This is a genomic window from Pseudomonas sp. TE24901, assembly GCF_054058375.1.
This window is the reverse complement of the sequence record NZ_JBSSAF010000010.1, coordinates 237,951-258,992: the sequence shown is the minus strand read 5'-3', so window position 1 is coordinate 258,992 and position 21,042 is coordinate 237,951. Positions and strand designations below refer to the sequence as shown.

Below are 21,042 nucleotides of genomic sequence, written 5' to 3'. Positions count from 1 at the left end.
AACGATAAGGAAGGGCAGTGGACACAATGATGGCAAATGGATATCTTCCTGTGCCTACTTTCGAACCAAAAGGGCAGTAAGGCATGTCATTTAGTCAGAGGTAATAGTTACTGACTATTTGATTTGCAAATCTCATTCAAGGAGTGAATTGATGAATATAAAGTTTATTGCGGTCATTTTTTCCTTAGTACTATCTGGCTGCCAGTCCTCTGGCGACATAGATCCGGCACAAAAAAATAAAATAAATTTTAGCGAGGGAACGCTTGCTAATGAGAAACTGACATCTGACACCAACGCGGGATTGAAAAAGATATTAGGAGGTTTTGAGATTACGCCGCAAACCAATATATTGAAAACCGTAATTCAGCAGCCTGTTGGAAGCCCCGGCGTCAGCGCATGGAGAGAAATGTGGATTGTTGACTCACCAGGCGCAGTCGAAAAGTTTGTCATAACGTTTAATGAGACTGGCGCGGGCGGGACAGATTTTCAAATCAAAAGATTGAACCAACCAAACCCTACGCCTTCTGAAAGTTGTCCAAAAACCTTTGGTGACTACAAAGCAGGCGAATTAACATCTCAGGAAGTTCAAAGCTGCCTGGGCTCGCCCTCTCATGAAAACTACAATCCGGACGGTCGCTACGTATACCTTTATAAACTTAAAACCAATACAATATTAGCTTTTGTATTTGACAAGTCCGGGATGCTGCTCAATACGCGTGGTTACAAGCAAGACTAACTATCCAGAAGTCATGTCATCAACTTCTCTCGCGGGGTCTACTTCCGTTCTTAGTTGCGGCGAGATGAAATACTGCCTATGTACAATGGCCTCTCAAACTTAAGCTAAGCTTTGGGGGGCTTTTTGGGCGTTAACTACATTCTGTCAGCCTGATATGGCAATCCTGCTCCGCGTACCTCATCTTCATTGACTGCATCCCATAGTGCTGGCGAAAACTAACTTCAGGCGTCGACAGCGTCCGATTCAGCGCCAGCAATGACTGCTATTGGGCGAAAGCGGTCAGTCCCCCTCAACGTTTTTACCCAACATCCCCCGCATCACCCCAACCCCCCAGAAAACCTCACACCCCCAACCCCCCGCACATACCTCCCCGGCGACGCCCCCAACGTCTTCCTAAACATACTGATAAACGAACTCACCGACTCATACCCCAACGCCTCCGCCGTCCGCTGCACTGACTCCCCCTCGGCCAGGCTCTGCAACGCCACGATAATCTGCCACTGCTTGCGCCACTGCCCAAACGTCAGCCCGGTTTCGCGCTTCACCAACCGCGCCAGTGACCGTTCGCTCATCGCCACTTGCTTCGCCCACTCGGCCATGGTGCTGCGATTGTCTGGCGCCTGGGCCAGTTGGCGGGCAATGGCGCGCAACTGAGTCGAGGCGGGTAGGGGCAGGTACAGCTGTTCCGAGGGCGCCTGTTCCATTTGTTCGATCAGCACGCCCGCCAGGCGGGCGGTGGGGCTTTCGGGGGGGGTAGTCCTGGGGCAGGGTGCTCAGGTGCAGGATCAGTTCGAGGATGAGGGGGGACAGCACCAGGGTGCAGCATTTTTCCGGGAGGGCGGCGGCGCCGGGTTCGATGAACAGGAAGCCGACTTTGCCGTTGGCGGTGATGCGGTTGCTGTGGGCGACGCCGGCCGGGATCCATACGCCGAACCCGGTGGGCACCATCCATACGCCGTCTTCCACGGTGCACACGATGCCGCCGTGGCAGGCCACTACCAGTTGGCCTTTGCGATGGGTGTGTACGGCGTATTCGGCGTTGTTGCGCTGGGTGCCGAGCATCACCGCGACGGCGGGTTGCGTGAAATCATCGAGTTCAAACTGGCCCACGGTGTAGAGGGTGGTCTCGTCCATTGCGCGGCACTCAGGTGTCTGAATTTGATTATAAGTTGGCAGCATACTCAATATCGGCGCGCCCGGGCACTGCCTACCATGGCAGCAGGGCCTTCAAGGTGAAGGCCGATGGTGAGACTTCTGCAATGCTCAGCGAAATCACGTTTGCCAACCTCTACCTGCCGCCGTTTTTGCTTTATGTGGGCGCTGCGGCGTTGATGTATGCGGTGCTGGAGCGGTTCATGCGCCGGTGGCTGGACTGGACCTGGCACCCCAGCCTCACGCGGTTTTTTGTCTCGCTGATTGTACTTTCCACCCTAGTGCTGAAGCTGTGAGGGCGACGCGATGAGGCTCAACAACACGTTGAAAATCCTGGTGACGCTGGTGCTGGGGCTGGTTGCCTTGCTGTTCTGCACGCAGTTGTGGCGCGCCTATGTGCTGGCGCCCTGGACGCGGGACGGGCGGGTCAGCGCGCAGGTATTGCGGATTGCGCCCGAGGTGTCCGGCCAGGTCGAGCGGTTGCTGGTGGGCGACAACCAATGGGTGGCCAAGGGCGCGTTGCTGTATCAGATCGATCAGCGTGCCTACCTGTTGGCCCAGCAGCAGCGCATGGCCGAGCTGGCCGAGGCGCGCAGTGTGTTTGCGCAGCGCACCGCGCAGTTCCGGCGGCGCACTCAGTTGGGTGACGCGATTGCGCGGGAAGAAACCGACAACGCCGCCCAGGACCTGGCCGTAGCCAAGGCGCGGGTGGACGCGGCGCAGAGCCAGTTGGCCCAGGCCGAGCTGGACCTGGCGCGCACGACGATTCGTTCGCCGGTGGACGGCTACGTCACGCAGCTTCGCCTGCAACCGGGGGATTACGCGGTGGCGGGCAGCACCAACATCTATGTGGTCGACGGCCACAGTTTCTGGGTCACCGGGTACTTCGAAGAGACCAAGCTGCCGGGCGTGTGGGTGGGCGCGCCGGCCTCGATCAAGCTGATGGGCTTTGCGCCGTTGCTGGAAGGGCATGTGGCGAGCATCGGCCGGGGCATCGCCGACGGTAACGAGTTGCGCAGTGACAGCGGCCTGCCCCAGGTGGCGCCGACGTTCAGCTGGATACGCTTGGCGCAACGCGTGCCGGTGCGCATCGAGCTGGATGCGGTGCCCGAGGGTGTGGAGCTGGCGGCGGGGATGACGGCCAGTATCGAAGTGACCGAGCCCGGGAGCGCGCCGCATTGGCGGCTGTCGCGCTGGCTGCAGGCGTTCATGTGATGGCGGGGTATGTGGGGCGGCTATGGGCCGTACTGCCTCGGCCGTGGACCCAGGCCACCTGGGGCTACGTGGCGCGCAGTGTGATGGCGGCGACATTGGCGTTGTGGCTGGGTTTTCAATTGCACCTGGACTCGCCGTTCTCGGCGGCGTCGACGGTGTTGTTGCTGATCCATCCGCTCCAAGGCGCGGTGATCGGCAAGGGCTTCATGCGGGTGGTGGGCACTGCGCTGGGGCTCCTGGTGGCGGTGATTCTGCTGGGGTTGTTCGCGCAGAAAATGCTGTTGTTCATCCTCGGTATCGGCGTGTGGTTGGGGCTGTGTGTCGCTGGCATGACCCTGCTGCGGCACTACCACGCCACGGCGGCGGTGGTGGCGGGTTATACGGTGTGCCTGGCGCTGGGCCCGGCCATCGTCGCGCCTCAGCAAGGGTTTGATCACCTGGTCACGCGGGGCACGGCGGTGGTGCTGGGGGTGTTGAGCCTGAGCCTGGTGGCCTCCTTGTTTGGGCGAAAGACCGTCGAGCGGCGCCTGGGCCCGATGCTCAAGGACGTTTCTTCGCGCGCGCTGCGGTTGCTGGCGAGCCAGTTCAAGGGGGAGGATGTAGCCGCTGCCGAACGGCGCCAACTCGCCCTCGACATCGCCAAGGTGGATGACCTGCTGGGGATCGGTCGAGGCGAATCGGTGCTGATCCGTTCCCGGTTCGCGACGCTGCAGGCGGGGCTGGCGTATCTGCATGCCGTGGCCCTGCAACACCTGTCGGTCAGCACGCCGGTCGTGGGCGTGGCTGAGGCCCTGCAAAAGCTGGCTGAAACCGATGCGGATTTTTCCACGACCGCCGCGCGGATCAGGGCGTTGCAAGATGGCCTTGATGAAGAGTCGGTACAGCTGAGCGATCCGTTGGCGGACCTCTCCAATGCCTTGCAGAACTTCGCCTGCCTCGAACACGACACCCCGGCGCCGGCCCGTGCGGTCGGCTTCCACCGGCACTATGGCGACGCGTTGCTCAACGGCCTGCGCGCCCTGGTCGCGACCCTGACGACCGCTGCCGTCTGGTACTTCACGGCGTGGGATCAGGGGCCAACATTGCTGGCCGTGCTGGGCCCGTCCTGCACCTTGCTGGCGACCAGTCCCACGCCTACAAAGGGCCTTGCCGGTCTGTTCAGGGGCACGATTTACGGCATCGTGGCGGCGGCCGCGTGCAAGTTCTTGCTGCTGCCGCACATCAGCGGCTTCGCGTTGCTGGCGGTGGTGCTGATCGCCTTCTGGGTGTGGGGGATGCAGGCCACTACCCAGCCGCGTCATGCCTTGCAGGCGATTGCCTACCTGATCGCCTTCAACACGCTGGTCGGCACCGGTGGCACCGCCCAATACGACTTTACCGACTTCGCCAACCAGGCCCTCGCCTGGCCGGTGGCGCTGGCGATCTGCATGCTGGCTTTCCAGATATTGCCAAGAAACCCCGCCGCCCAGGTGCGTGCGCTGAAACGGGCGCTGCACACAAGCACCGGGCGGTTACTGCGCGATGGCGCGCACATGGACCTGTTGAAATGGCAGGCCAGGCAACAGCATCGGATGGTGTCATTGCAGGCCTTGCCGGGGGGCGAGGGTGGAGCGGTGGGCGCGTTGTCGTTGCAGTTGAGTCGCAGCTTGGGGCGGGTGTTTGCCAGGACACGGGAACTGGCGCCGGGCACACCGGTTGCGCGGTGTGCACAGCGGGGTATTCGGCGGCTTTCCAGGCATGCGTTCGAGCCTGGGCTGAATGCGCTTCAGGCCCGGCGCACAGCGCAGGGTTTGCGGTTGCTGGGGGCAGGGGAGTTGGCGCGGTGTTATCAGGAGGTGGCGCAATTGCTGGGGGCGTACGCGGCGTCCGGCGGCCAATCCTCATAGACAAAGCAGCCTTCAGAGACCGGGTTGCCATCCATGTGGTAGGCCACCCACGCCAGTATGTGCGCCATCCGCTTCGTCCCCGACGGCGTCAATTTGCAGGCCTCGGCGACCTCGTGCAAGCGCGCCCGGCAAATATCGATGTGGCGCCGTACCCCCGAGAACCCGCCGAGGTAGCGATAAAATTCATCGAGATAAATGCCCACACCGCTCACGCCATAGGTGCCGGCAACCCCTGGAGCGTCCTCGTAAATGGCCATGATGTCGTTGCCTTCCAGTGCTGCAACACGGGTCAGCACGTCGCAAAAAGCATCCTTCAGGGCATTGCTGATCCAAAGGTTATAGCTGTCACCGATGATGATGGGGGCGCCCATGTGGCTGTTCTCAGTGTCTAGAAAGAAGTGGAGTCGAATCTGATGCCGTGTCTTCGATGGCAACGTTCGGTCAATAACGAATCCGCTTCCGGCCATACTCGGAAAAAACTGTTGGTCTCGTCAATTCAAACCTTGACGCCGGTCGTTCCAGCTACAGTCCAATAGGCTTCTGCTTCCCAGCGAATCGCGATGGAGTGCCAGTGCTTGATGGTCTTACGTGCGTTCGCAGCTTCAATATCATTGACGTCTAACGGTCGCCATTCGACCCCTCGTCGAAATCCCCCTGCATGCTGAACAGATCTTGGGTATTTGTTTAAGAGGCTCATCTGAGCGGCAGCGAGGGACATCGAATTTGCGCCTCCGTCTGACGTTGGATTAGCTAACTGGACACCATCGTCTTCCCAGCCACAGAGGGCGCAAATAGTGTACGAGCCGTACTCGTATTCCAATGTCTCGAAACCGCAGCACGGGCAGGGTAGATCACGCATACGACATCACCTGGTTTAATCGTCTACGGGTATCGGCCAAGTGATCTTTTACTTGGGGAGCAGATTAAAAAATAACTGACGGCCAATTCCACTCACTGAGAAGAGTTGCTAAGGGCGAGGTTGAGGTCATCCATCGTAGCGTTCCTGTTTCCAGTGAGGCGAGCTCAGGATACTGTTCCGAGTCTAAGCCCACGGATGACCTTATGACTTCCCTACCTACCCACCGCGTCTGTAATCGCTGCGGCGAACAGATAACCGCTTATTGCCCTTCGATTGAAACGCTATCAACCATAGGGGTTTTCCATGACTTGGGTGACCAGGCTGTAGTCGATGAGATAGTGCGACGGGAACACATTGATCCCGTCATTGTGTGGGAGTACTTCCACCATCGGATGAGGCTTCGTTGCGTGCAAAAGGTTGCCTTCTGTTCATTCTGCGGTGGGCAACTGAGAACCTGGCGTGCACGACAATGTATGCACTGCTTAAGGGATTGGCACTGATACTCGCAACTTCGAAGATGGGCACTACAACGCCCGCACCGGAATACAGATCTCGCAGTTGAATTCCCCGGTCCGAGGATCAATCACCGTAGGCGCCGAAAACATCTCGAAGCACGGCCGGTCGTCGCATTGCAGCCCGCTGGACGGCATCCATTCTCGTGTCAGCCACATCCAGGCGTTGGCGATCTGTTCCGGTTTGCCTTTGAACCGCGCCACGGCATACCGGCCGCCCGGCAGCGTCTGGGTATCGGCCTGGCCGCTGGCGACAAACTGCGCCGGTACTTCGACACACGCGTCATAGCGGCACTTGTTGGCGGGGGTGAGCGACGGGTCGTCATAGCCTATGCCGTAGCAGGTTTGGTCACTGAGGCCATGGGAATGCATCCACGGCGCCATGACCCCGCGCCAGAACTCGCCGATGGCAGGCCCGTAGGGGCCGATCAAACGTTGGTACGCGACACGTGCTTTAGGTAAATCGATGATGCGTACATCCATGGCAAAGTCATCCGCTGGCCGATAAGAGCCGTCAGATTCGCCGAACTCGCGCTCGCCCGCCTGATGTGGATTGCCGAAGACCTGATCAGGATTGCTCTGCTGGCTGCCAGGCGACTGCCCAATCGCGGCGGCCTGGGCTTTGAGCCGCTCAAGCGTCGTGGCGCGCCAGGCCGAAGGCGTGCAGCCGAACTTGAGCTTGAAGGCCCGCGCAAAGGCTTCACCGGATTGGAAGCCCGTGGCCAAGGCGGTTTCCAGTACCGTTTCCGGGTTACCGCAAGACAACCGGAAAGCCGCTTTCTCCAGCCGCCGACGCTGCGCATAGCTGCCCAGGGTTTCGCCCATCCAGGCGGCGAAGACGCGATGAAAGTGGAAGCGCGAGAAATTGGCGATGTCAGCCAGCTGCGCGCCGTCCAGCGGTTGGTCGAGGTGCGCGTCGATGTGGTTGAGCACACGGTTTATGCGGCGTGCGTACTCGGCGCGGGAGGCTTGGGGGGAGGGTTTGGTGGGCATTCTAGATGTCAGCGTTCAGGTAGCTGTCGAATCGTTGATTTTATAGCCCGTCACCTTTGAAAAAGGCAAATAACCTGCAAAAACCCCGCCTTATAAGGCGGGGCTTTTCCCTTCACTTCGGCGCAACCCACGTCACCTCGGTAATCCCGAACTTCTCCGCCCAGGGCCGTGTGGTCTTTTTAACCTGCTCATGCCCCACACGTCCCACGCGGCTGACGTGGGCGATGTCGGCATCCACCGCCGCCCAGTGCCAGGCCTCGGCGTTGTTCATGATTTCGGCGCGCACTACAAAGGATTTCGGTTGACCGTGCAGCTGGTAATGGATGGTGTAGATTTTTGCGGTACTCATGTTGCCTCCCTGTCTTGTTATGAATGGATAGGTTGGCGTTCAAAAAGGTTCACTCAAAATGACAAGGTGCACGCTGGCGCGGCATAGTGACGCCTCTGCCACGCGCCCAAGGAATGTGCCATGCCCCACCTGACCCACAGCCAGCGCTACCTGCAGCGCCTGGGTTATGACGCGCCGCCACCGCCCACCCTGCAGACCTTGCAGGCGCTGCAACTGCGCCATGTGTGTACCTTTGCGTTCGAGAGCCTGTCGACCTTGATGCACCTGCCGGTGCCGATCGACCTGGCCAGCGTCGAGCAGAAAGTGTTGTTCGATGGGCGTGGTGGCTATTGCTATGAGCTGAACCAAATGTTCCTGGCGCTGTTGCAGGCGCTGGGCTTCGAAGCGCGGGGCATTACCGGTTGGGTGGTGATGGGCGGGCCGCCGGACGTGCGCACCGGGCGTACCCATCGCCTGAGCCTGGTGACCCTGGACGGCGTTAGCTATATCACCGACGTCGGCTTTGGCGGCATGGTGCCCAGCAGCCCGCTGCGCCTGGACACCGAAGCGCCGCAAGCCACCGCCCATGAACCCTATCGCCTGACCCACCATGAGGGGCAGTACACGCTGTGGGCCCAGGTCGCCGAGGAATGGCGTGGCCTGTATGTGTTCGACCTGCAAGAGCAGGTGGCGATCGACTATGAAATCGGCAACTGGTACGTCTCCACACACCCGGGCTCGACGTTTGTGGGCCAGTTGAAAGCTGCGCTGTTGGCGCCAGGCAAACGCTATACCTTGAATAATACGAACTACGCGGTTCATTCCCTCGACCAGCCCAGCGAAAAGCGCACCCTGGACAGCGCCGATGAACTGCTGGCGTTGCTCGGCGACACCTTTGGTCTGCGTTTGGCGCAACTGCCTGCGCTGCGCACTGCCCTCGAAGGCCTGTTGCAGGCCTGACCGCCCGATGTGGGGGCAGGGTGGCTGGCCGCCCAAGCCCCCCTTTGTGTCCCCCAAAACCCTCAACGCCGCGAGACGGCTGCCTTAGTGTGGACTGCACTTTCCACCGTATAAGAAGAGAGGGTGGCCATGCGCCGCATCGCGTTACTGTTGGCTCTGCTCGGCCTGCTGACGGCCTGTGACGATAAACCCAAACCCCGCCCTGATAGTGCCTCCGCTGCCACCGCCATGCCCGCCGACCCAGCCCTGGCCCAGGTCTACGACACCAGTTGCAAGCTGTGCCACGCCAACCCGGCGTCCGGCGCGCCTTTGACCGGCGACCGCAGCGCCTGGAGCCCGCGTGTGGCCCAGGGCGCGGACACCCTGCTGGACCACAGCATCAACGGCTACAACGGCATGCCGCCGATGGGCCTGTGCATGCAGTGTTCCGAAGAGCAGTTCCTGGCGCTGATCAGCTTTATGTCCGGTACTCAAATCCAACAATAAGAAGGGGTGGTGGATGACGCTTTCACGGCGGCAACTCTTGCAACGGTCGGCGGCGGCCGGCGCCTTTCTGGCGCTGACCAGCAACCCGGTGCTGGCCCAATTGGCGCGTGCGCCGCGGCTGATTCCGTGGCGCAACTGGTCGGGAGCGCAGACCTGCCTGCCCTTGGCGCGCCTGGCGCCGAAGGACCTGGATGAGCTGGTGCAGGTGATACGCCAGGCGCCGGGCACTGTCCGGCCGGTGGGATCGGCCCATTCGTTCAGCGCGCTGGTGCCAACCGACGGCACGCTGCTGTCCCTGAGCTATTTCAACGGGCTGCTCGACCATGATCCCGCCACGTTGCAGGCTACTTTTGCGGCCGGTACGCCGATGTCGCGCATGGGGCCGGCGCTGAAGGCGGTGGGGCAGGCGCTGCCGAACATGGCCGATATCGATTACCAGACCCTGGCCGGGGCGATTTCCACCTCCACCCATGGCACGGGCGTGGGCTTCACCTCGTATTCCGGTTGCGTCACTGGCATGCAACTGGTGACGGCCCAGGGCGACGTGCTCGATTGCGACGCCGAACATCACCCCGAGATATTCAGTGCAGCCCGGGTGTCCCTTGGCGCCCTGGGCGTGGCCACCCGCATCCGCTCGCAGAACCGCGCGCCGTACCGACTGCGGGAACGCCAGTGGATCGCCAAGACCGAAGAACTGCTGGAAGACGTCGAGAAGAACACCCGGGAAAACCAGCACTGGGAAATGCTGGTGGTCACCCATTCCGACTACGCCTTGTCCATCGCGCTCAATGAAACCACCGACCCCGAGACGCCGCTCATCGACCCGGCCGAGGCAGGCGGCAATGAGTTCGTGACGATCATCGAGAAGCTCGACAAGTACGCCAGCGACTTCCCTGACACCCGCCGCACCTTGCTCAACAGCCTGCGGTTCTTTGCCAGTTTTCAGGACCGGGTGGCCGAGTCGTTCCAGGTTTACGCGAATGTGCGCAATGTGCGTTTCAACGAAATGGAGTACTCGGTGCCCGCTGAACATGGCCCGGCGTGCCTGCGGGAGATCCTCAAGCTGATCGACGACAAGGACCTGCGCACCTGGTTTCCCATCGAGTACCGCTACGTCAAGGCCGACAACATCCCCTTGAGCATGTTCGAAGGCCGCGACAGCTGCTCGATCTCCGTGCACCAGCACTATGCGATGGACCATCACAACTTCTTTGCCGCCGTGGAGCCGATTTTCTGGAAGTACGCCGGGCGCCCGCACTGGGGCAAGTTGCACACCCTCAACGCGCGCACCTTGCAGCCGCTGTACCCGCGTTGGGACGAATTTACCCGGGTGCGCCGCGAGCTGGACCCCAGCGGCAAATTCCTCAATGCACACCTGTCATCCATCCTGGGAGTGGCCTGATGAAGCGCCGACATTTTGTACTGGGCAGCGCCGCTGTGCTGGCAGCCGGCGCCTGGTTGCTGCGCCCGAGTGATCGCGGCGGGCCTTACAACGAGTATTTCCGCACCCTCAATGCCGAACTCAAGGCCCACGGGCCGATGCGCCCGGTGATGCTGATCGACCTCGACCGCCTGGATCACAACATCGACGTGGTGATGCAGTCGGTGAAGCGCGGCGGCAAGCACTTGCGGCTGGTGGAGAAGTCCTTGCCGTCGCCGGGGCTGCTGGCGTACATCGCCAAGCGCGCGGGGACGCAGCGCTTGATGTCGTTTCACCAGCCATTTCTGAACCATGACGCCCAGGTGTTTCCCGAGGCCGATATCCTGATCGGCAAGCCGCTGCCGGTGCGGTCGGCCGAGCTGTTTTATCAAACCCACAGGGGCACGTTCGACCCTGCGCGGCAGTTGCAGTGGTTGCTGGATACGCCGCAGCGCCTCCAGCAGTACCTGGGTTTGGCGCAGGGCTTGGGCACGCGCTTGCAGGTCAATATCGAGCTGGACGTGGGGTTGCACCGTGGCGGAATCAGCGATAACGCCGTGCTGGGGCAGATGCTTACGCTGATCGGCGCCCACCCGCAGCACCTGGCATTTGCCGGTTTCATGGGCTACGACCCGTTCGTGGGCATGGGCGTGCCGGGGATTCTCGGTTCGCCCCAGGCATTGTTCGAGCAGGTGATGCAACGCTACAACGGCTATGTCGATTTCACCCGCCAGCACGTCACCGGGCTGTGGAGGGAAGGGCTGACCTTGAATACCGCCGGCAGCCCGAGCTATCGCATTCATGAGCAAGAGCGCTTGAGCACGGAAGTGTCGGTGGGCACGGCGTTGCTCAAGCCCACCCATTACGACCTGGCGTCCCTCAGCGAGCACGTGCCCGCCGCGTTTATCGCCACGCCGGTATTAAAAAGCACCGGGCCGGTGAACATCCCGGCGCTGGACGGCAAGTCGCGGGTGTTCTCGTGGTGGGACCCGAACCAGCGCAGCACGTTTTTTATCTATGGCGGCAATTGGATGGCCGAATTCGAATCGCCCCAGGGGCTGCAAAGCAACGACCTGTACGGGCGCAGTTCGAACCAGGAAATGGTCAACGGCTCGCCGTCGGTGGGTTTGAATGTCGAGGACCAGGTGTTCCTGCGGCCCACCCAGAGTGAGTTCGTGCTGCTGCAGTTTGGTGATTTGCTCGCGGTACGTGGCGGCAAGATCGTCGACACCTGGCCCGTCTACACCTGACGAAACGCGGTAAAAATGTGGGAGCGGGCTTGCCCGCGATGCAGGCACCTCGGTGTGTCAGTCACACCTCGGTGATGCCATCGCAGGCAAGCCAGCTCCCACATTTTACAGGGCAAACGGAATCGTCAGCTTCGCCCACAACATGTCGCCTTCTGGCCGATTCTTCACGTCGAACTCCTTGGCCCAACGGATCTCCGCACTGGCGTATTTGAGAAAGGTGAAATACACCGCAGGACCGATCGCAAACACCTGCCCGCGCACGCCGTCGTTCACGTCCTCGCCGAAGATGTTGACCACCGTGCGCCCGTACTGCTTATCGTCGGTGGTCTGCTTGAGGTAGTAGCCGTTGACCCCCAGGCTCAGGTTGTCGGTCACTTTGTAGCTGGCCGAATAATCGAAGTGGAAGATCTGCCCGGAGCGGTAGTCGGTGTCGTGGTTCTCTTCGTTGAAGCTGTAGGTGGTCTTGATTGACAGTTCGGTGCGCGCGTTGGGCATCCAGGTGGCTGAGACCAGTGGCTTGTAGGTGTAGAAGTTGTTGCTGGTGTTGGCCAGGCGCGTGGCGTCGTATTCGCCGGTGGGCAGGGTGATTTCCACGGCGGCCGCCAGGGTCAGGTCCTTGCCCATGTCCCACAGGATGATCGGCGCGACGGTGGTGTCACCCATGCTTTCGCGGGTGTCAGACATGCCGAACAACGACACCTGCTGTTTGAGGTAGGGCTGCGCGATATAGCCACCCAGCCGCCCGCCGAAGATGCGCACCGGGCTCAGGTAATCCAGGCGGGGGATGATGGCGTCGGACTTGATGCGCACGTCCGGCACCTTGCCGCCCAGGGAGCTGATGTCCAGTTTGCGCGCCTCGTAGTGGTTGTAATACAGGTTGAAGGCGAACATATGGTCCGGCAGGTTGTTCACGTCCAGGGGCAGGATGTAGAAGCCATCGGTGCCGGGGCCGATGTTGTCGACGCCGCCTTCGGTGGCCAGGGCCGGCAGGCTGATCAGGCTTAACAGCGCAACATGCAGGGGGTGAAACGCACGGGTGGGGTTCATGTCTGGCCTCTTTATTATTGTTAGGGCACCGCAGGCCATAGAAATAAGCCCTCGGCGCGCAGTGAGGCAGGGTTTTGGAGGACAGATAGGGGGACTTTGCCGGACAGGTTTCACTCAGTATGCAACGACTCTTGCAAGCGCCTATGATTGTCAGAATGTTTCTAAAACAAGAACTGAAGCACTCAGTCAGGAACCCGTGATCCATGCAAAGGAAAGCCGTTGACCCACAATTCGAGCTGGCGCTCGTGTCGCCGTTCCTGTTGCAGACCCTTGGGCAGGTGGTGGCGCAGAAGGGCGCCAGTGCCGAAGCGCTGTGCCGTGGCCTGGGCTTTACCCTGGCCGACCTGGATGACCCAGCCCAACGCATTTCCTATCGCCAAGCGGTAGCAATGATCCAGCGCGCGCTCAAAGTGCTGCCCGACCAGGGCCTGGGCCTGTGTGTGGGGCACCAGAACGTGCTGGGCACCCTCGGCTTGCTCGGCCATGTGATTTCCCTGTGCAAGACCCTGCGCGACGCCTTCGCCATCGGCGAGCGCCACCAGCACACCTCCGGCGGCATCGCCACCACCCGCACCCATGAGAGCGCTCATGAAGTGTTTATCGACGTGGAATGCCTGCTGCCCTACGCCGACGTGCAGGTGTTTGCTGCTGAAGAGTTCTTCGCCAGCATCATGGTGTACGGCCGAGCACTGGTAGGGGCAGACTTCATGCCGTTGCGGGTGGAGTTCATGCACGCCGCGCCGCCTTATGCAACGGAGTACCAGCGCCTGCTCGGCGATGACGTGCGCTTCGGCTGCCTGCACAACCGCATGGTGCTGGCGCCGCACTGGATGGACGTGCGCTTGCCCAATCACCATGCCTTGGCGTTGCGCCAGGCCTTGGAATTACTTGAGCTGGAAAGTGCGCAGTTGCACCAGAAGATGGACCTGATCCAGGCCGTGGAACGCGCCATCTCCCGCGACCTGCAAGGCAGCCAGTTGGAGAAGGTCGCCAGCGACCTGAACATGAGCGGCCGCACCCTGCGCCGGCGCCTGACCGAGCACGGGTTGACCTTCGAAGGCCTGCTGGAACAGGTACGGCGTGCGCGCACCATGGGCTTGCTGGGCAACCCGGGGTTGTCGATCGAGCGGATTACCGAAGAGGTTGGCTACAGCGATGTGCGCAGCTTTCGGCGGGCGTTCAAGCGCTGGACGGGGGTGAGCCCCAGTGCGTTTCGCGGGGAGGGAGGAGGGCTGGCGTAGTCCTTCGGGTGGTCCCGTTGCGGACGCCGGCCTAGAGCGGTTTCAGGAGGTTGACGAGTTGGCGGGGCGAGCGCGCAAAGGTTTGCTTTTTGGCGAATCAAAAAGCGCGCCGATCGCTTGACGCGCCCGCGACAGCCGGCTCATTACCGTACCGATCGGCAGGTCGAGCATCTCGGCCGCCTCCTTGTAGCTGAAGCGCTCGACGCCCACCAGCAGCATGACTTCGCGCTGGCCGTCGGGGAGTTTTTCCACGGCTTCGATGATTTGCCGGTGCATCAGGTCCGATTCCGGGTTGGGTGCCTCGGGGTCACTGACTGTTTCCAGGAATTCGTCGTTCCAGTCCATGCGCGAACGGCTGCGCACCTTGCGTGAACGCAGTTCGTTGATCCAGGTGGAATGGACAATCGAGAACATCCAGCTCAGTACCGAGGTGTCGGGCTGCAGCTGATGGGAGCGTTCCAGCGCACGCACGCAGGCGAGCTGAACCAGGTCTTCGGCATCGTGCTTGTCGCCGGAAATGCGCAACGCGAATGCCCACAGGCGTGGCAGCAGTTCTGGAAGCAGTGCGGGTAAGTCAGCACCGGTGATCGACATATTTCCTCTTTTTATTTCTTGATGCCTAAAATGGTGCGGTCAGGCTACGAGGTCGATACCGTAGCGGATGCCTGTGTCGCGGCGTCCTTTTTGCGGTGCTGGGGCTCCTTTGATGACGGCGAATTGTATCAAGTCGTTAACAAAATGTATCAGTTTGGCAGGGTTTTGAAAGGTTATTGACAGCTTATGCAGGTACCAGGCCAAACATTCTGACAATCGTGTCAGGAAAAGTACCCCTAACACATGGTGAAACATATAAGATTTATTCGGCCCTGGGAATATTTTCAGTTCCAGGGTGTTTTCTTAATGTCTTTGTACGTGTCGCCGAGTGTTTTTGCGGCTGTTTTAAAAGTGCTTTGGCCCCTGTTGCCAGGGCATTGATGATGTCAATATGATGGCTTGTCGCTACCCGCTGACTCGCCGCTTCGGCCCATAAGGCCGAGAACCACCTAGCAGAAACTGATGATGACAAACGGAGAGATAACCCCATGGTAGCGGATGATGCCTTGCTAATGGCCTATGTTGACGGCGAGCTTTCGTCGCAGCAGAACCAGGAGCTTGAGCGGCTGATCGATGCGTCGCCGGACCTGGCTGAGCGCGTCTCTCGGTTGATGGCTTCGTGCCTGCCTTATGAAGAAGCCTTCGCCCGCCAGAACCTGCCGCCTGTGCCCGAGAGCCTCAAGCTCAGTATCGCGGCCCTGGCTGCCCAGCATTCGGCGGCGGCCGAACCCGAGCCGGCGCCTGCCCAACGCGCGGCTGTCCATCCGTCCGGTAAAGCAGACAGCGTTTTCTCGCGCCTGTTCGCGTTCCTCCAACCTAAATTTGCATGGCCGGCCCTGACGTTCGTTGCCGGTGCCGCCTGCTACGCCCTGGTGCTCCAGGTTGGTGCATTCAGCGGTGCCCTCAAGCCCGGTTTTGATGCAAGTGCGCCGGCCGTTGCCCAGACCTCTCCCTGGGTTCAGCAGGCTGCTGCCTACCAGCATCTCTACACCCGTGAAACCGTTGCCTACGGCGCACAGCCTTCGGACGTGGTGACCAAGACCCTCGCCGATATCCGCGACATCGACGGCCTGGCCCTGCGCGTGCCCGACCTGAGTTCCGCCGGCCTGACCTTCAAGCGCGTGCAACGCCTGCGCTTCAACAACAAGGCTTTGATCCAGCTGGTGTACCTGCCGGCCAACGGTGCGCCGGTGGCGCTGTGTGTGATGAAGGAGCCCAAGCCGGACCAGTCCATCACCCAGCAAAGCGTCGCGCAGATGAACGTAGTAACCTGGCGCCAGTCTGAACTGGGCTACGCCCTGATCGGCGAGCCCGAACAAGGTGTAGACCTCAACGCCGTTGCCCGACTTGTCGCCGACCGAAGTGCTGCCCAGCTGTTTGCTGCTGTGCCTGCACCGATGTGGATCGCCGCTATCCAGAAATAACCGCTCTGGGGTCGGGCATGGGTTTCCAATGCCGCGACCTCAGATAGCTAGATGAAAACAACCTTCTCGCTGCAAAAACGTCATTACCTGCCCCTCGCCCTCGCTGCCGTGGTGGTCACAGGCCTCGCTGCCTGGCTGCTGCCGTCGTTTCATCCTGCGTCCCCTACTGCCGTGCAAATCGTCGATGAGATGGAAGCCGTGGCGGGCGGCACTCACCCCGGGTTTCGTCGCAACCATGCCAAGGGCCAGTGCATCAGCGGCCATTTTGAAAGCAACGGTAATGCGGTAGAGATTTCCAGCGCGTCCTTGTTACAACGTGGCAACTTCCCGCTGATCGGACGCTTGTCGGCGGCCGGGGGGGACCCGTCCCAGGCCGATGTCCATGGCATGATCCGCAGCATGGCCCTGCGCCTGGCCGATGCGGAAGGGGAGGCCTGGTACATGGCGATGAATTCCGTGCCGGTGTTCCCGGTCAACACCCCCGAAGGCCTCTACGAACAGTTGCGCGCCTCGATGCCGGAATATGGCGGCAGCGGCCCCGACCCGCAAAAGATGCAGGCTTTCAAAAACAGCCACCCCGAAATCCGCCCGTTCGAGAACTGGCTGGCCTCCCACCCGGAAGCGTCGGGGTTTGATAACTCCACGTTCTACAGCGTCAATGCCTTTCGCATGACTGACGCCAGCGGCCGGGTGCACTTCGTGCGCTGGAGCATGGTGCCAGAGACGCCTTACAAGCCCATGACAGCCGGGCAATCGCGCGACCCCGACTTCCTCGCCTTCGGTTTCGCCACCCGGCTGGAGCAAGGCCCGGTGCGCTGGCACCTGATCATCACCCTGGCCAACCCCGGCGATGTGACCACCGACGCCACCGTGCGCTGGCCGGAAGGGCGCCGCCAGATCAATGCTGGCACCCTGGTCATCGACCGCCAGCAGTCCCAGGTGGAGGGCGCCTGCCGCGATGTGGACTTCAACCCGCTGGAACTGCCGGCCGGCATCGGCCCTTCGGATGACCCGCTGCTGATGGCCCGCGAAGCCGCGTATGCCGAATCCCATCGGCGGCGTGTCGAGGAAGAACGCGCGCATTAAGAATTTTTCTCGCCGCGCGGAATAAATCATTTCCCTCGCTTGTTCTATTCCCAGAACAACTTGAACGAGGGAAGTACGATGGGCCTGCCCACCGAAGCTCAACCACTGGATTTCACCGCGCTGGCCTTGCCCCTGCTCTTGGGAGAGGGCGAGGCCGACGCCTGTGGCCAGAACTTCGAGTACGACCCCCAGTTTCTTGAGCTGGAAGAAGAAGCCCTCGGCAAGCCCGAAGTGCAGTACGGCGACACCATCACCCAGGCCATCGAGCCGAGCTGGAAGCGGGTGATGACCCTCGCACTGCCGCTGATGGAGCGCAGCCGCGACTTGCGCCTGGCCATCTGGCTGACCCGCGCCCAACTCAACCTCAATGGCTTCAATGGCCTTGCCGCAGGCCTGGAACTGGTGCAGGCCCTGCTGGAAAACTGCTGGGACGGCCTGCACCCGCAGTTGGACCCCGATGACGACAACGACCCACTGCTGCGCATCAACATTCTTGCGTTCCTGTGCGAGCCCACCGGCCTGCTGCGCGACGTGCTCGATGCGCCGCTGGTCAGTGCCCGCAGCCTGGGCCGCGTGAGCCTGCGACAGGTGGAGGCGGCCACCGGCGAGCAAAGTGACGGCGAGAACGCCAACCTGGCGATCATCGACGGCGCATTTGCCGAAGCCGATCCCCAGGACTTGAGCGCCACTGAGGCGGCCCTGACGCAGGCCTTGAAGCACAGCGTGCAGATCGAGCAGCTGCTCACCGAGAAGGTCGGCGTGGGCCGTGCCATCGACCTGAGCGGCCTGGCGACCCTGTTGCGCCGTGCCGGCGAGGTGATCCGGCGCCGTCTGCCGGGTGTTGCGCCCGTCGAAGCGGCACCGGTCGTCACTGCCACGGCGCCAATCGCTGTCGCGGCGCCGCAAGCCGTGCGCGGTGAGATCAACAGCCGCGAAGACGCACGCCAGACCATCGACCGCCTGTGTACGTATTTCCAGACCTTTGAACCCGCAAGCCCGGTGCCGATTCTGCTGCAACGGGCCAAGAAGCTGATCGACAAGAATTTCATGGAATTGCTGCAAGACCTCGCACCCGACGGTCTCGCGCAACTGGCGCTGGTCAGCGGTGTTCGCAACAGCGACGACTGACCCTTTTAGTACTCACCCCCACTCACCGGAGCTATTCCTGTGGCCAAAGAAAGCAGTCAGAAGTTCATCGCTCGCAACCGGGCGCCACGTGTGCAGATCGAATACGACGTGGAGATCTACGGGGCGGAAAAGACCGTGCAGTTGCCCTTCGTCATGGGCGTGTTCTCGGACCTCTCCGGCAAACCGGCCGAGCCTCTGCCACCGGTGGCCGAGCGCAAGTTCCTGGAAGTCGACATCGACAACTTCGACGAACGCCTCAAGTCCATGAAACCGCGCGTGGCGTTCCAGGTGCCCAACACCCTGACCGGCGAAGGCAACCTGCCGGTGGAGATCACCTTCGAATCGATGGACGACTTCACCCCGGCCGCCATCGCCAGCAAGGTGCCGAGCCTCAACCAGCTGCTGACGGCGCGCAGCCAACTGTCGAACCTGCTGACCTACATGGACGGCAAGGTGGGCGCCGAGGAATTGCTGGCCAAGCTGCTCAGCGATCCGGCCGTGATGCAAGCCTTGAGCAGTGCACCCAAACAACCTGAATAACTGAAACAACGTTAACGCCGCCGGTGCCCCGTTTGCCCCGGTACGGGGACGCTTTGCCCAAAATTTGAGGATGCCTTCATGTCCACCACCCAATCTGAACAGCCAGGGCAGCTTGCCCCCGCCACGGCGTTCGACGCCGGCGACTTCGCCAGCCTGCTGCAAAAAGAGTTCAAGCCCAAGACCGACAAGGCCAAGGAAGCGGTGGAAACCGCCGTGCGCACCCTGGCCGAACAGGCGCTGCAAGGCACGCAGCTGATGCCCAACGACGTGCTCGGCACTATCGAGGGCCTGATCGCCGCCCTCGACCAGAAGCTCACCGAACAGGTCAACCACATCCTCCACCACGAGGAATTCCAGGGCGTGGAAAGCGCCTGGCGTGGCCTGCATTACCTGGTCAACAACACCGAGACCGACGAGACCCTGAAGATCCGGGTGATGAACATTTCCAAGAACGAAGTGCACAAGACCCTGCGCAAGTTCAAGGGTGTGGCCTGGGACCAGAGCCCGATCTTCAAGAAGCTCTATGAAGAGGAATACGGCCAGTTCGGCGGCGAGCCGTACGGCGCATTTGTCGCCGACTACTACTTCAACAACAGCGCGCCGGATGTGGAGCTGCTGACCCAGATGGCCCGCGTCAGCGCGGCGGCCCACTGCCCGCTGATCACGGCTGCCGACCCTAGCGTGATGTTGATGGAATCCTGGCAGGAACTGGCCAACCCACGGGACTTGACCAAGATCTTCCAGACCCCTGAGCACGCCGCCTGGCGCAGCTTCCGCGCCAGTGAAGACTCGCGCTACGTGGGCCTGGCCATGCCGCGCTTCCTGTCCCGTGCGCCCTACGGAGCCAAGACCAACCCGGTGGAAGCCTTCGACTTCGAAGAAACCACCGACAGCGCCGGCGCCAAGGACTTCACCTGGGCCAACGCCGCGTATGCCATGGCGGTGAACATCAACCGTTCGTTCAAGCACTACGGCTGGTGCTCGCAGATCCGTGGCATCGAATCCGGTGGGGTGGTGGAAGGGTTGCCGGTGCACACCTTCCCGACCGATGACGGCGGCGTCGACATGACCTGCCCGACGGAAATCGCCATCAGCGACCGCCGTGAAGCCGAGCTGGCCAAGAACGGTTTCATGCCGCTGGTGCACAAGAAGAACAGCGACCTGGCTGCCTTCATCGGCGCGCAATCGATGCACAAACCCGCTGAATACGACGACCCGGACGCCACCGCCAACGCCAACCTGGCCGCGCGCCTGCCGTACCTGTTCGCCACCTGCCGGTTCGCCCATTACTTGAAGTGCATCGTGCGCGACAAGATCGGCTCGTTCAAAGAACGCGACGACATGCAGGTGTGGCTCAACAACTGGATCGGCCGCTACGTGGAGCACAACCCGGCCACCGCCACCGACGCCGACAAAGCCCGCAAGCCCCTGGCCGGCGCCGAAGTGGTGGTGGAAGAAATCGAAGGCAACCCCGGCTACTACGGCGCCAAGTTCTTCCTGCGCCCGCACTACCAGCTCGAAGGCCTGACCGTGTCCTTGCGCCTGGTCTCCAAGCTGCCGTCTACCAAATCCAACTGATCAACCTGAAAGGTAACCACCATGATCCTGCTCAACTTCAAAGGCACCCAAATCAAGGGCACTTCCACCGTCGACGCGCACAAGGACTGGATCACCATCGACGCCATCCAGATGGGCGTGGGCCGTGCGATCTCCATCAGCGGCGGCGGCACCGACCGTGACACCAGCAACCCGTCGTTCTCGGAAATCTCCCTGACCAAGGCCACCGACCTGGCCTCGGCCGACCTGTTCATGCAGGCGGTGTGCGGCAAAAGCCTGGGCGATGCCGAGATCCACTTCATCCAGACCGGCGGCCCGGACAAGAAGCAACAGGTGTTCCTCAAGCTGATCCTCGGCCAGGCCATCATCAGCTCCTACTCCGCCAGCAGTAATGGCGAACGCCCGAGCGAAACCTTCTCCATCAACTTCACCACCATCAGCTACGAGTACGACTCCTTCACCGGCGACACCGTGATCACCGGCACGCCGAAGAAGTGGGACCTGGAGAAGAACCAGAAGATCTGACTCAGGCTCTGGAAAAGGCCCTGTAGTGAGCGGGCTTGCCCCGCGCTGGGTGGCGAAGCCGCCCCAAACCCATTCGCTTCGGTCTGTCTGAAACGCCACGGCG

General features: G+C 61.3%; 21 protein-coding genes and 1 pseudogene. 15 read left to right on the top strand and 7 right to left on the bottom strand.

Going from position 1 to position 21,042, the window contains the following annotated elements; all coding sequences use genetic code 11:
* Window positions 1–151: 151 nt before the first annotated feature.
* Window positions 152–736 carry a hypothetical protein gene (locus ACVWVP_RS21320; protein ID WP_178926113.1) on the top strand — a complete coding sequence of 195 codons (585 nt, stop codon included), beginning with the start codon at window positions 152–154 and terminating at the stop codon, window positions 734–736.
* A 317-nt stretch (window positions 737–1,053) separates the two neighbouring features.
* Here the strand turns inward: ACVWVP_RS21320 and ACVWVP_RS21315 are convergent.
* Window positions 1,054–1,870, bottom strand: a pseudogene (locus ACVWVP_RS21315) (AraC family transcriptional regulator).
* Window positions 1,871–1,995: 125 nt separating this feature from the next.
* Here ACVWVP_RS21315 and ACVWVP_RS21310 point away from each other — a divergent pair.
* Genes ACVWVP_RS21310 through ACVWVP_RS21300 form a run of 3 tightly spaced genes read left to right on the top strand, consistent with a single transcriptional unit; the run spans window position 1,996 to window position 4,989 of the window.
* On the top strand, window positions 1,996–2,184 hold the full coding sequence (locus ACVWVP_RS21310) for a DUF1656 domain-containing protein (protein ID WP_457407831.1): 189 nt from the start codon (window positions 1,996–1,998) through the stop codon (window positions 2,182–2,184).
* 10 nt (window positions 2,185–2,194) lie between these two features.
* Window positions 2,195–3,103, top strand: coding sequence for an efflux RND transporter periplasmic adaptor subunit (locus ACVWVP_RS21305; RefSeq protein WP_457407828.1), 909 nt, complete (start codon window positions 2,195–2,197; stop codon window positions 3,101–3,103).
* Window positions 3,103–4,989 (top strand): FUSC family protein, encoded by a 1,887-nt coding sequence (locus ACVWVP_RS21300; RefSeq protein ID WP_457407896.1) that lies wholly within the window; start codon window positions 3,103–3,105, stop codon window positions 4,987–4,989. The genes ACVWVP_RS21305 and ACVWVP_RS21300 overlap by 1 nt, the downstream gene beginning before the upstream one ends.
* On the opposite strand, the gene ACVWVP_RS21295 is transcribed toward ACVWVP_RS21300, so the two are convergent.
* The 4 genes from ACVWVP_RS21295 to ACVWVP_RS21280 all read right to left on the bottom strand — a co-directional run bounded on the left by ACVWVP_RS21295 (window position 4,932) and on the right by ACVWVP_RS21280 (window position 7,702).
* A complete protein-coding gene (locus ACVWVP_RS21295) occupies window positions 4,932–5,360 on the bottom strand; it encodes a hypothetical protein (protein ID WP_457407827.1) in 429 nt (142 codons plus the stop codon). The genes ACVWVP_RS21300 and ACVWVP_RS21295 overlap by 58 nt on opposite strands.
* 125 nt (window positions 5,361–5,485) lie before the next feature.
* The gene (locus tag ACVWVP_RS21290; protein ID WP_259175012.1) at window positions 5,486–5,848 is read right to left on the bottom strand and encodes a CPCC family cysteine-rich protein; all 363 of its coding nucleotides are present in this window, start codon (window positions 5,846–5,848) and stop codon (window positions 5,486–5,488) included.
* Window positions 5,849–6,372: 524 nt separating this feature from the next.
* Window positions 6,373–7,353, bottom strand: a complete 981-nt coding sequence (locus ACVWVP_RS21285) for an AraC family transcriptional regulator (RefSeq protein WP_457407826.1) — start codon at window positions 7,351–7,353, stop codon at window positions 6,373–6,375.
* A 112-nt stretch (window positions 7,354–7,465) separates the two neighbouring features.
* Window positions 7,466–7,702, bottom strand: coding sequence for a DUF6555 family protein (locus ACVWVP_RS21280; protein WP_178918825.1), 237 nt, complete (start codon window positions 7,700–7,702; stop codon window positions 7,466–7,468).
* Window positions 7,703–7,822: 120 nt separating this feature from the next.
* Here ACVWVP_RS21280 and ACVWVP_RS21275 point away from each other — a divergent pair, with 120 nt between their 5' ends.
* From ACVWVP_RS21275 to ACVWVP_RS21260, 4 genes are all read left to right on the top strand, one after another.
* Entirely contained in the window at window positions 7,823–8,641 is an 819-nt protein-coding gene (locus ACVWVP_RS21275) for an arylamine N-acetyltransferase family protein (RefSeq protein WP_457407824.1), read from the top strand.
* Between the two features lie 129 nt (window positions 8,642–8,770).
* Complete coding sequence (locus ACVWVP_RS21270) at window positions 8,771–9,127, top strand: c-type cytochrome (protein WP_176995453.1); 357 nt, start codon at window positions 8,771–8,773, stop codon at window positions 9,125–9,127.
* A gap of 73 nt (window positions 9,128–9,200) precedes the next feature.
* Window positions 9,201–10,529, top strand: a complete 1,329-nt coding sequence (locus ACVWVP_RS21265) for a D-arabinono-1,4-lactone oxidase (protein WP_457407894.1) — start codon at window positions 9,201–9,203, stop codon at window positions 10,527–10,529.
* A gap of 59 nt (window positions 10,530–10,588) precedes the next feature.
* A complete protein-coding gene (locus ACVWVP_RS21260) occupies window positions 10,589–11,797 on the top strand; it encodes a DSD1 family PLP-dependent enzyme (protein ID WP_178918834.1) in 1,209 nt (402 codons plus the stop codon).
* A gap of 105 nt (window positions 11,798–11,902) precedes the next feature.
* On the opposite strand, the gene ACVWVP_RS21255 is transcribed toward ACVWVP_RS21260, so the two are convergent.
* Window positions 11,903–12,844 carry a SphA family protein gene (locus tag ACVWVP_RS21255; protein ID WP_259175009.1) on the bottom strand — a complete coding sequence of 314 codons (942 nt, stop codon included), beginning with the start codon at window positions 12,842–12,844 and terminating at the stop codon, window positions 11,903–11,905.
* A 203-nt stretch (window positions 12,845–13,047) separates the two neighbouring features.
* On the opposite strand from ACVWVP_RS21255, the gene ACVWVP_RS21250 reads away from it, so the two are divergent.
* Entirely contained in the window at window positions 13,048–14,085 is a 1,038-nt protein-coding gene (locus ACVWVP_RS21250) for an AraC family transcriptional regulator ligand-binding domain-containing protein (RefSeq protein WP_457407821.1), read from the top strand.
* Between the two features lie 42 nt (window positions 14,086–14,127).
* Here ACVWVP_RS21250 and ACVWVP_RS21245 read toward each other — a convergent pair whose 3' ends face one another.
* The gene (locus ACVWVP_RS21245) at window positions 14,128–14,679 is read right to left on the bottom strand and encodes an RNA polymerase sigma factor (protein ID WP_176995456.1); all 552 of its coding nucleotides are present in this window, start codon (window positions 14,677–14,679) and stop codon (window positions 14,128–14,130) included.
* 488 nt (window positions 14,680–15,167) lie between these two features.
* On the opposite strand from ACVWVP_RS21245, the gene ACVWVP_RS21240 reads away from it, so the two are divergent.
* The 6 genes from ACVWVP_RS21240 to ACVWVP_RS21215 all read left to right on the top strand — a co-directional run bounded on the left by ACVWVP_RS21240 (window position 15,168) and on the right by ACVWVP_RS21215 (window position 20,939).
* A complete protein-coding gene (locus tag ACVWVP_RS21240) occupies window positions 15,168–16,103 on the top strand; it encodes an anti-sigma factor family protein (protein ID WP_457407819.1) in 936 nt (311 codons plus the stop codon).
* A 51-nt stretch (window positions 16,104–16,154) separates the two neighbouring features.
* Complete coding sequence (locus ACVWVP_RS21235) at window positions 16,155–17,189, top strand: catalase family peroxidase (RefSeq protein ID WP_178918820.1); 1,035 nt, start codon at window positions 16,155–16,157, stop codon at window positions 17,187–17,189.
* 78 nt (window positions 17,190–17,267) lie between these two features.
* Entirely contained in the window at window positions 17,268–18,317 is a 1,050-nt protein-coding gene (gene tssA / locus ACVWVP_RS21230; RefSeq protein WP_457407817.1) for a type VI secretion system protein TssA, read from the top strand.
* A gap of 39 nt (window positions 18,318–18,356) precedes the next feature.
* Window positions 18,357–18,857, top strand: a complete 501-nt coding sequence (gene tssB / locus ACVWVP_RS21225) for a type VI secretion system contractile sheath small subunit (RefSeq protein ID WP_178918818.1) — start codon at window positions 18,357–18,359, stop codon at window positions 18,855–18,857.
* Window positions 18,858–18,935: 78 nt separating this feature from the next.
* A complete protein-coding gene (gene tssC / locus ACVWVP_RS21220) occupies window positions 18,936–20,435 on the top strand; it encodes a type VI secretion system contractile sheath large subunit (RefSeq protein ID WP_176995460.1) in 1,500 nt (499 codons plus the stop codon).
* A 21-nt stretch (window positions 20,436–20,456) separates the two neighbouring features.
* On the top strand, window positions 20,457–20,939 hold the full coding sequence (locus ACVWVP_RS21215) for an Hcp family type VI secretion system effector (RefSeq protein WP_176995461.1): 483 nt from the start codon (window positions 20,457–20,459) through the stop codon (window positions 20,937–20,939).
* Window positions 20,940–21,042: the final 103 nt, after the last annotated feature.

What these genes read in the sequence shown, in the direction of transcription:
- ACVWVP_RS21320 (WP_178926113.1), top strand. Translation starts at nt 152, where the DNA reads ATGAATATAAAGTTTATTGCGGTCATTTTTTCCTTAGTACTATCTGGC.
- ACVWVP_RS21310 (WP_457407831.1), top strand. Translation starts at nt 1,996, where the DNA reads ATGCTCAGCGAAATCACGTTTGCCAACCTCTACCTGCCGCCGTTTTTG.
- ACVWVP_RS21305 (WP_457407828.1), top strand. Translation starts at nt 2,195, where the DNA reads ATGAGGCTCAACAACACGTTGAAAATCCTGGTGACGCTGGTGCTGGGG.
- ACVWVP_RS21300 (WP_457407896.1), top strand. Translation starts at nt 3,103, where the DNA reads ATGGCGGGGTATGTGGGGCGGCTATGGGCCGTACTGCCTCGGCCGTGG.
- ACVWVP_RS21295 (WP_457407827.1), bottom strand. Translation starts at nt 5,360, where the DNA reads ATGGGCGCCCCCATCATCATCGGTGACAGCTATAACCTTTGGATCAGC.
- ACVWVP_RS21290 (WP_259175012.1), bottom strand. Translation starts at nt 5,848, where the DNA reads ATGCGTGATCTACCCTGCCCGTGCTGCGGTTTCGAGACATTGGAATAC.
- ACVWVP_RS21285 (WP_457407826.1), bottom strand. Translation starts at nt 7,353, where the DNA reads ATGCCCACCAAACCCTCCCCCCAAGCCTCCCGCGCCGAGTACGCACGC.
- ACVWVP_RS21280 (WP_178918825.1), bottom strand. Translation starts at nt 7,702, where the DNA reads ATGAGTACCGCAAAAATCTACACCATCCATTACCAGCTGCACGGTCAA.
- ACVWVP_RS21275 (WP_457407824.1), top strand. Translation starts at nt 7,823, where the DNA reads ATGCCCCACCTGACCCACAGCCAGCGCTACCTGCAGCGCCTGGGTTAT.
- ACVWVP_RS21270 (WP_176995453.1), top strand. Translation starts at nt 8,771, where the DNA reads ATGCGCCGCATCGCGTTACTGTTGGCTCTGCTCGGCCTGCTGACGGCC.
- ACVWVP_RS21255 (WP_259175009.1), bottom strand. Translation starts at nt 12,844, where the DNA reads ATGAACCCCACCCGTGCGTTTCACCCCCTGCATGTTGCGCTGTTAAGC.
- ACVWVP_RS21250 (WP_457407821.1), top strand. Translation starts at nt 13,048, where the DNA reads ATGCAAAGGAAAGCCGTTGACCCACAATTCGAGCTGGCGCTCGTGTCG.
- ACVWVP_RS21245 (WP_176995456.1), bottom strand. Translation starts at nt 14,679, where the DNA reads ATGTCGATCACCGGTGCTGACTTACCCGCACTGCTTCCAGAACTGCTG.
- ACVWVP_RS21240 (WP_457407819.1), top strand. Translation starts at nt 15,168, where the DNA reads ATGGTAGCGGATGATGCCTTGCTAATGGCCTATGTTGACGGCGAGCTT.
- ACVWVP_RS21235 (WP_178918820.1), top strand. Translation starts at nt 16,155, where the DNA reads ATGAAAACAACCTTCTCGCTGCAAAAACGTCATTACCTGCCCCTCGCC.
- tssA (WP_457407817.1), top strand. Translation starts at nt 17,268, where the DNA reads ATGGGCCTGCCCACCGAAGCTCAACCACTGGATTTCACCGCGCTGGCC.
- tssC (WP_176995460.1), top strand. Translation starts at nt 18,936, where the DNA reads ATGTCCACCACCCAATCTGAACAGCCAGGGCAGCTTGCCCCCGCCACG.
- ACVWVP_RS21215 (WP_176995461.1), top strand. Translation starts at nt 20,457, where the DNA reads ATGATCCTGCTCAACTTCAAAGGCACCCAAATCAAGGGCACTTCCACC.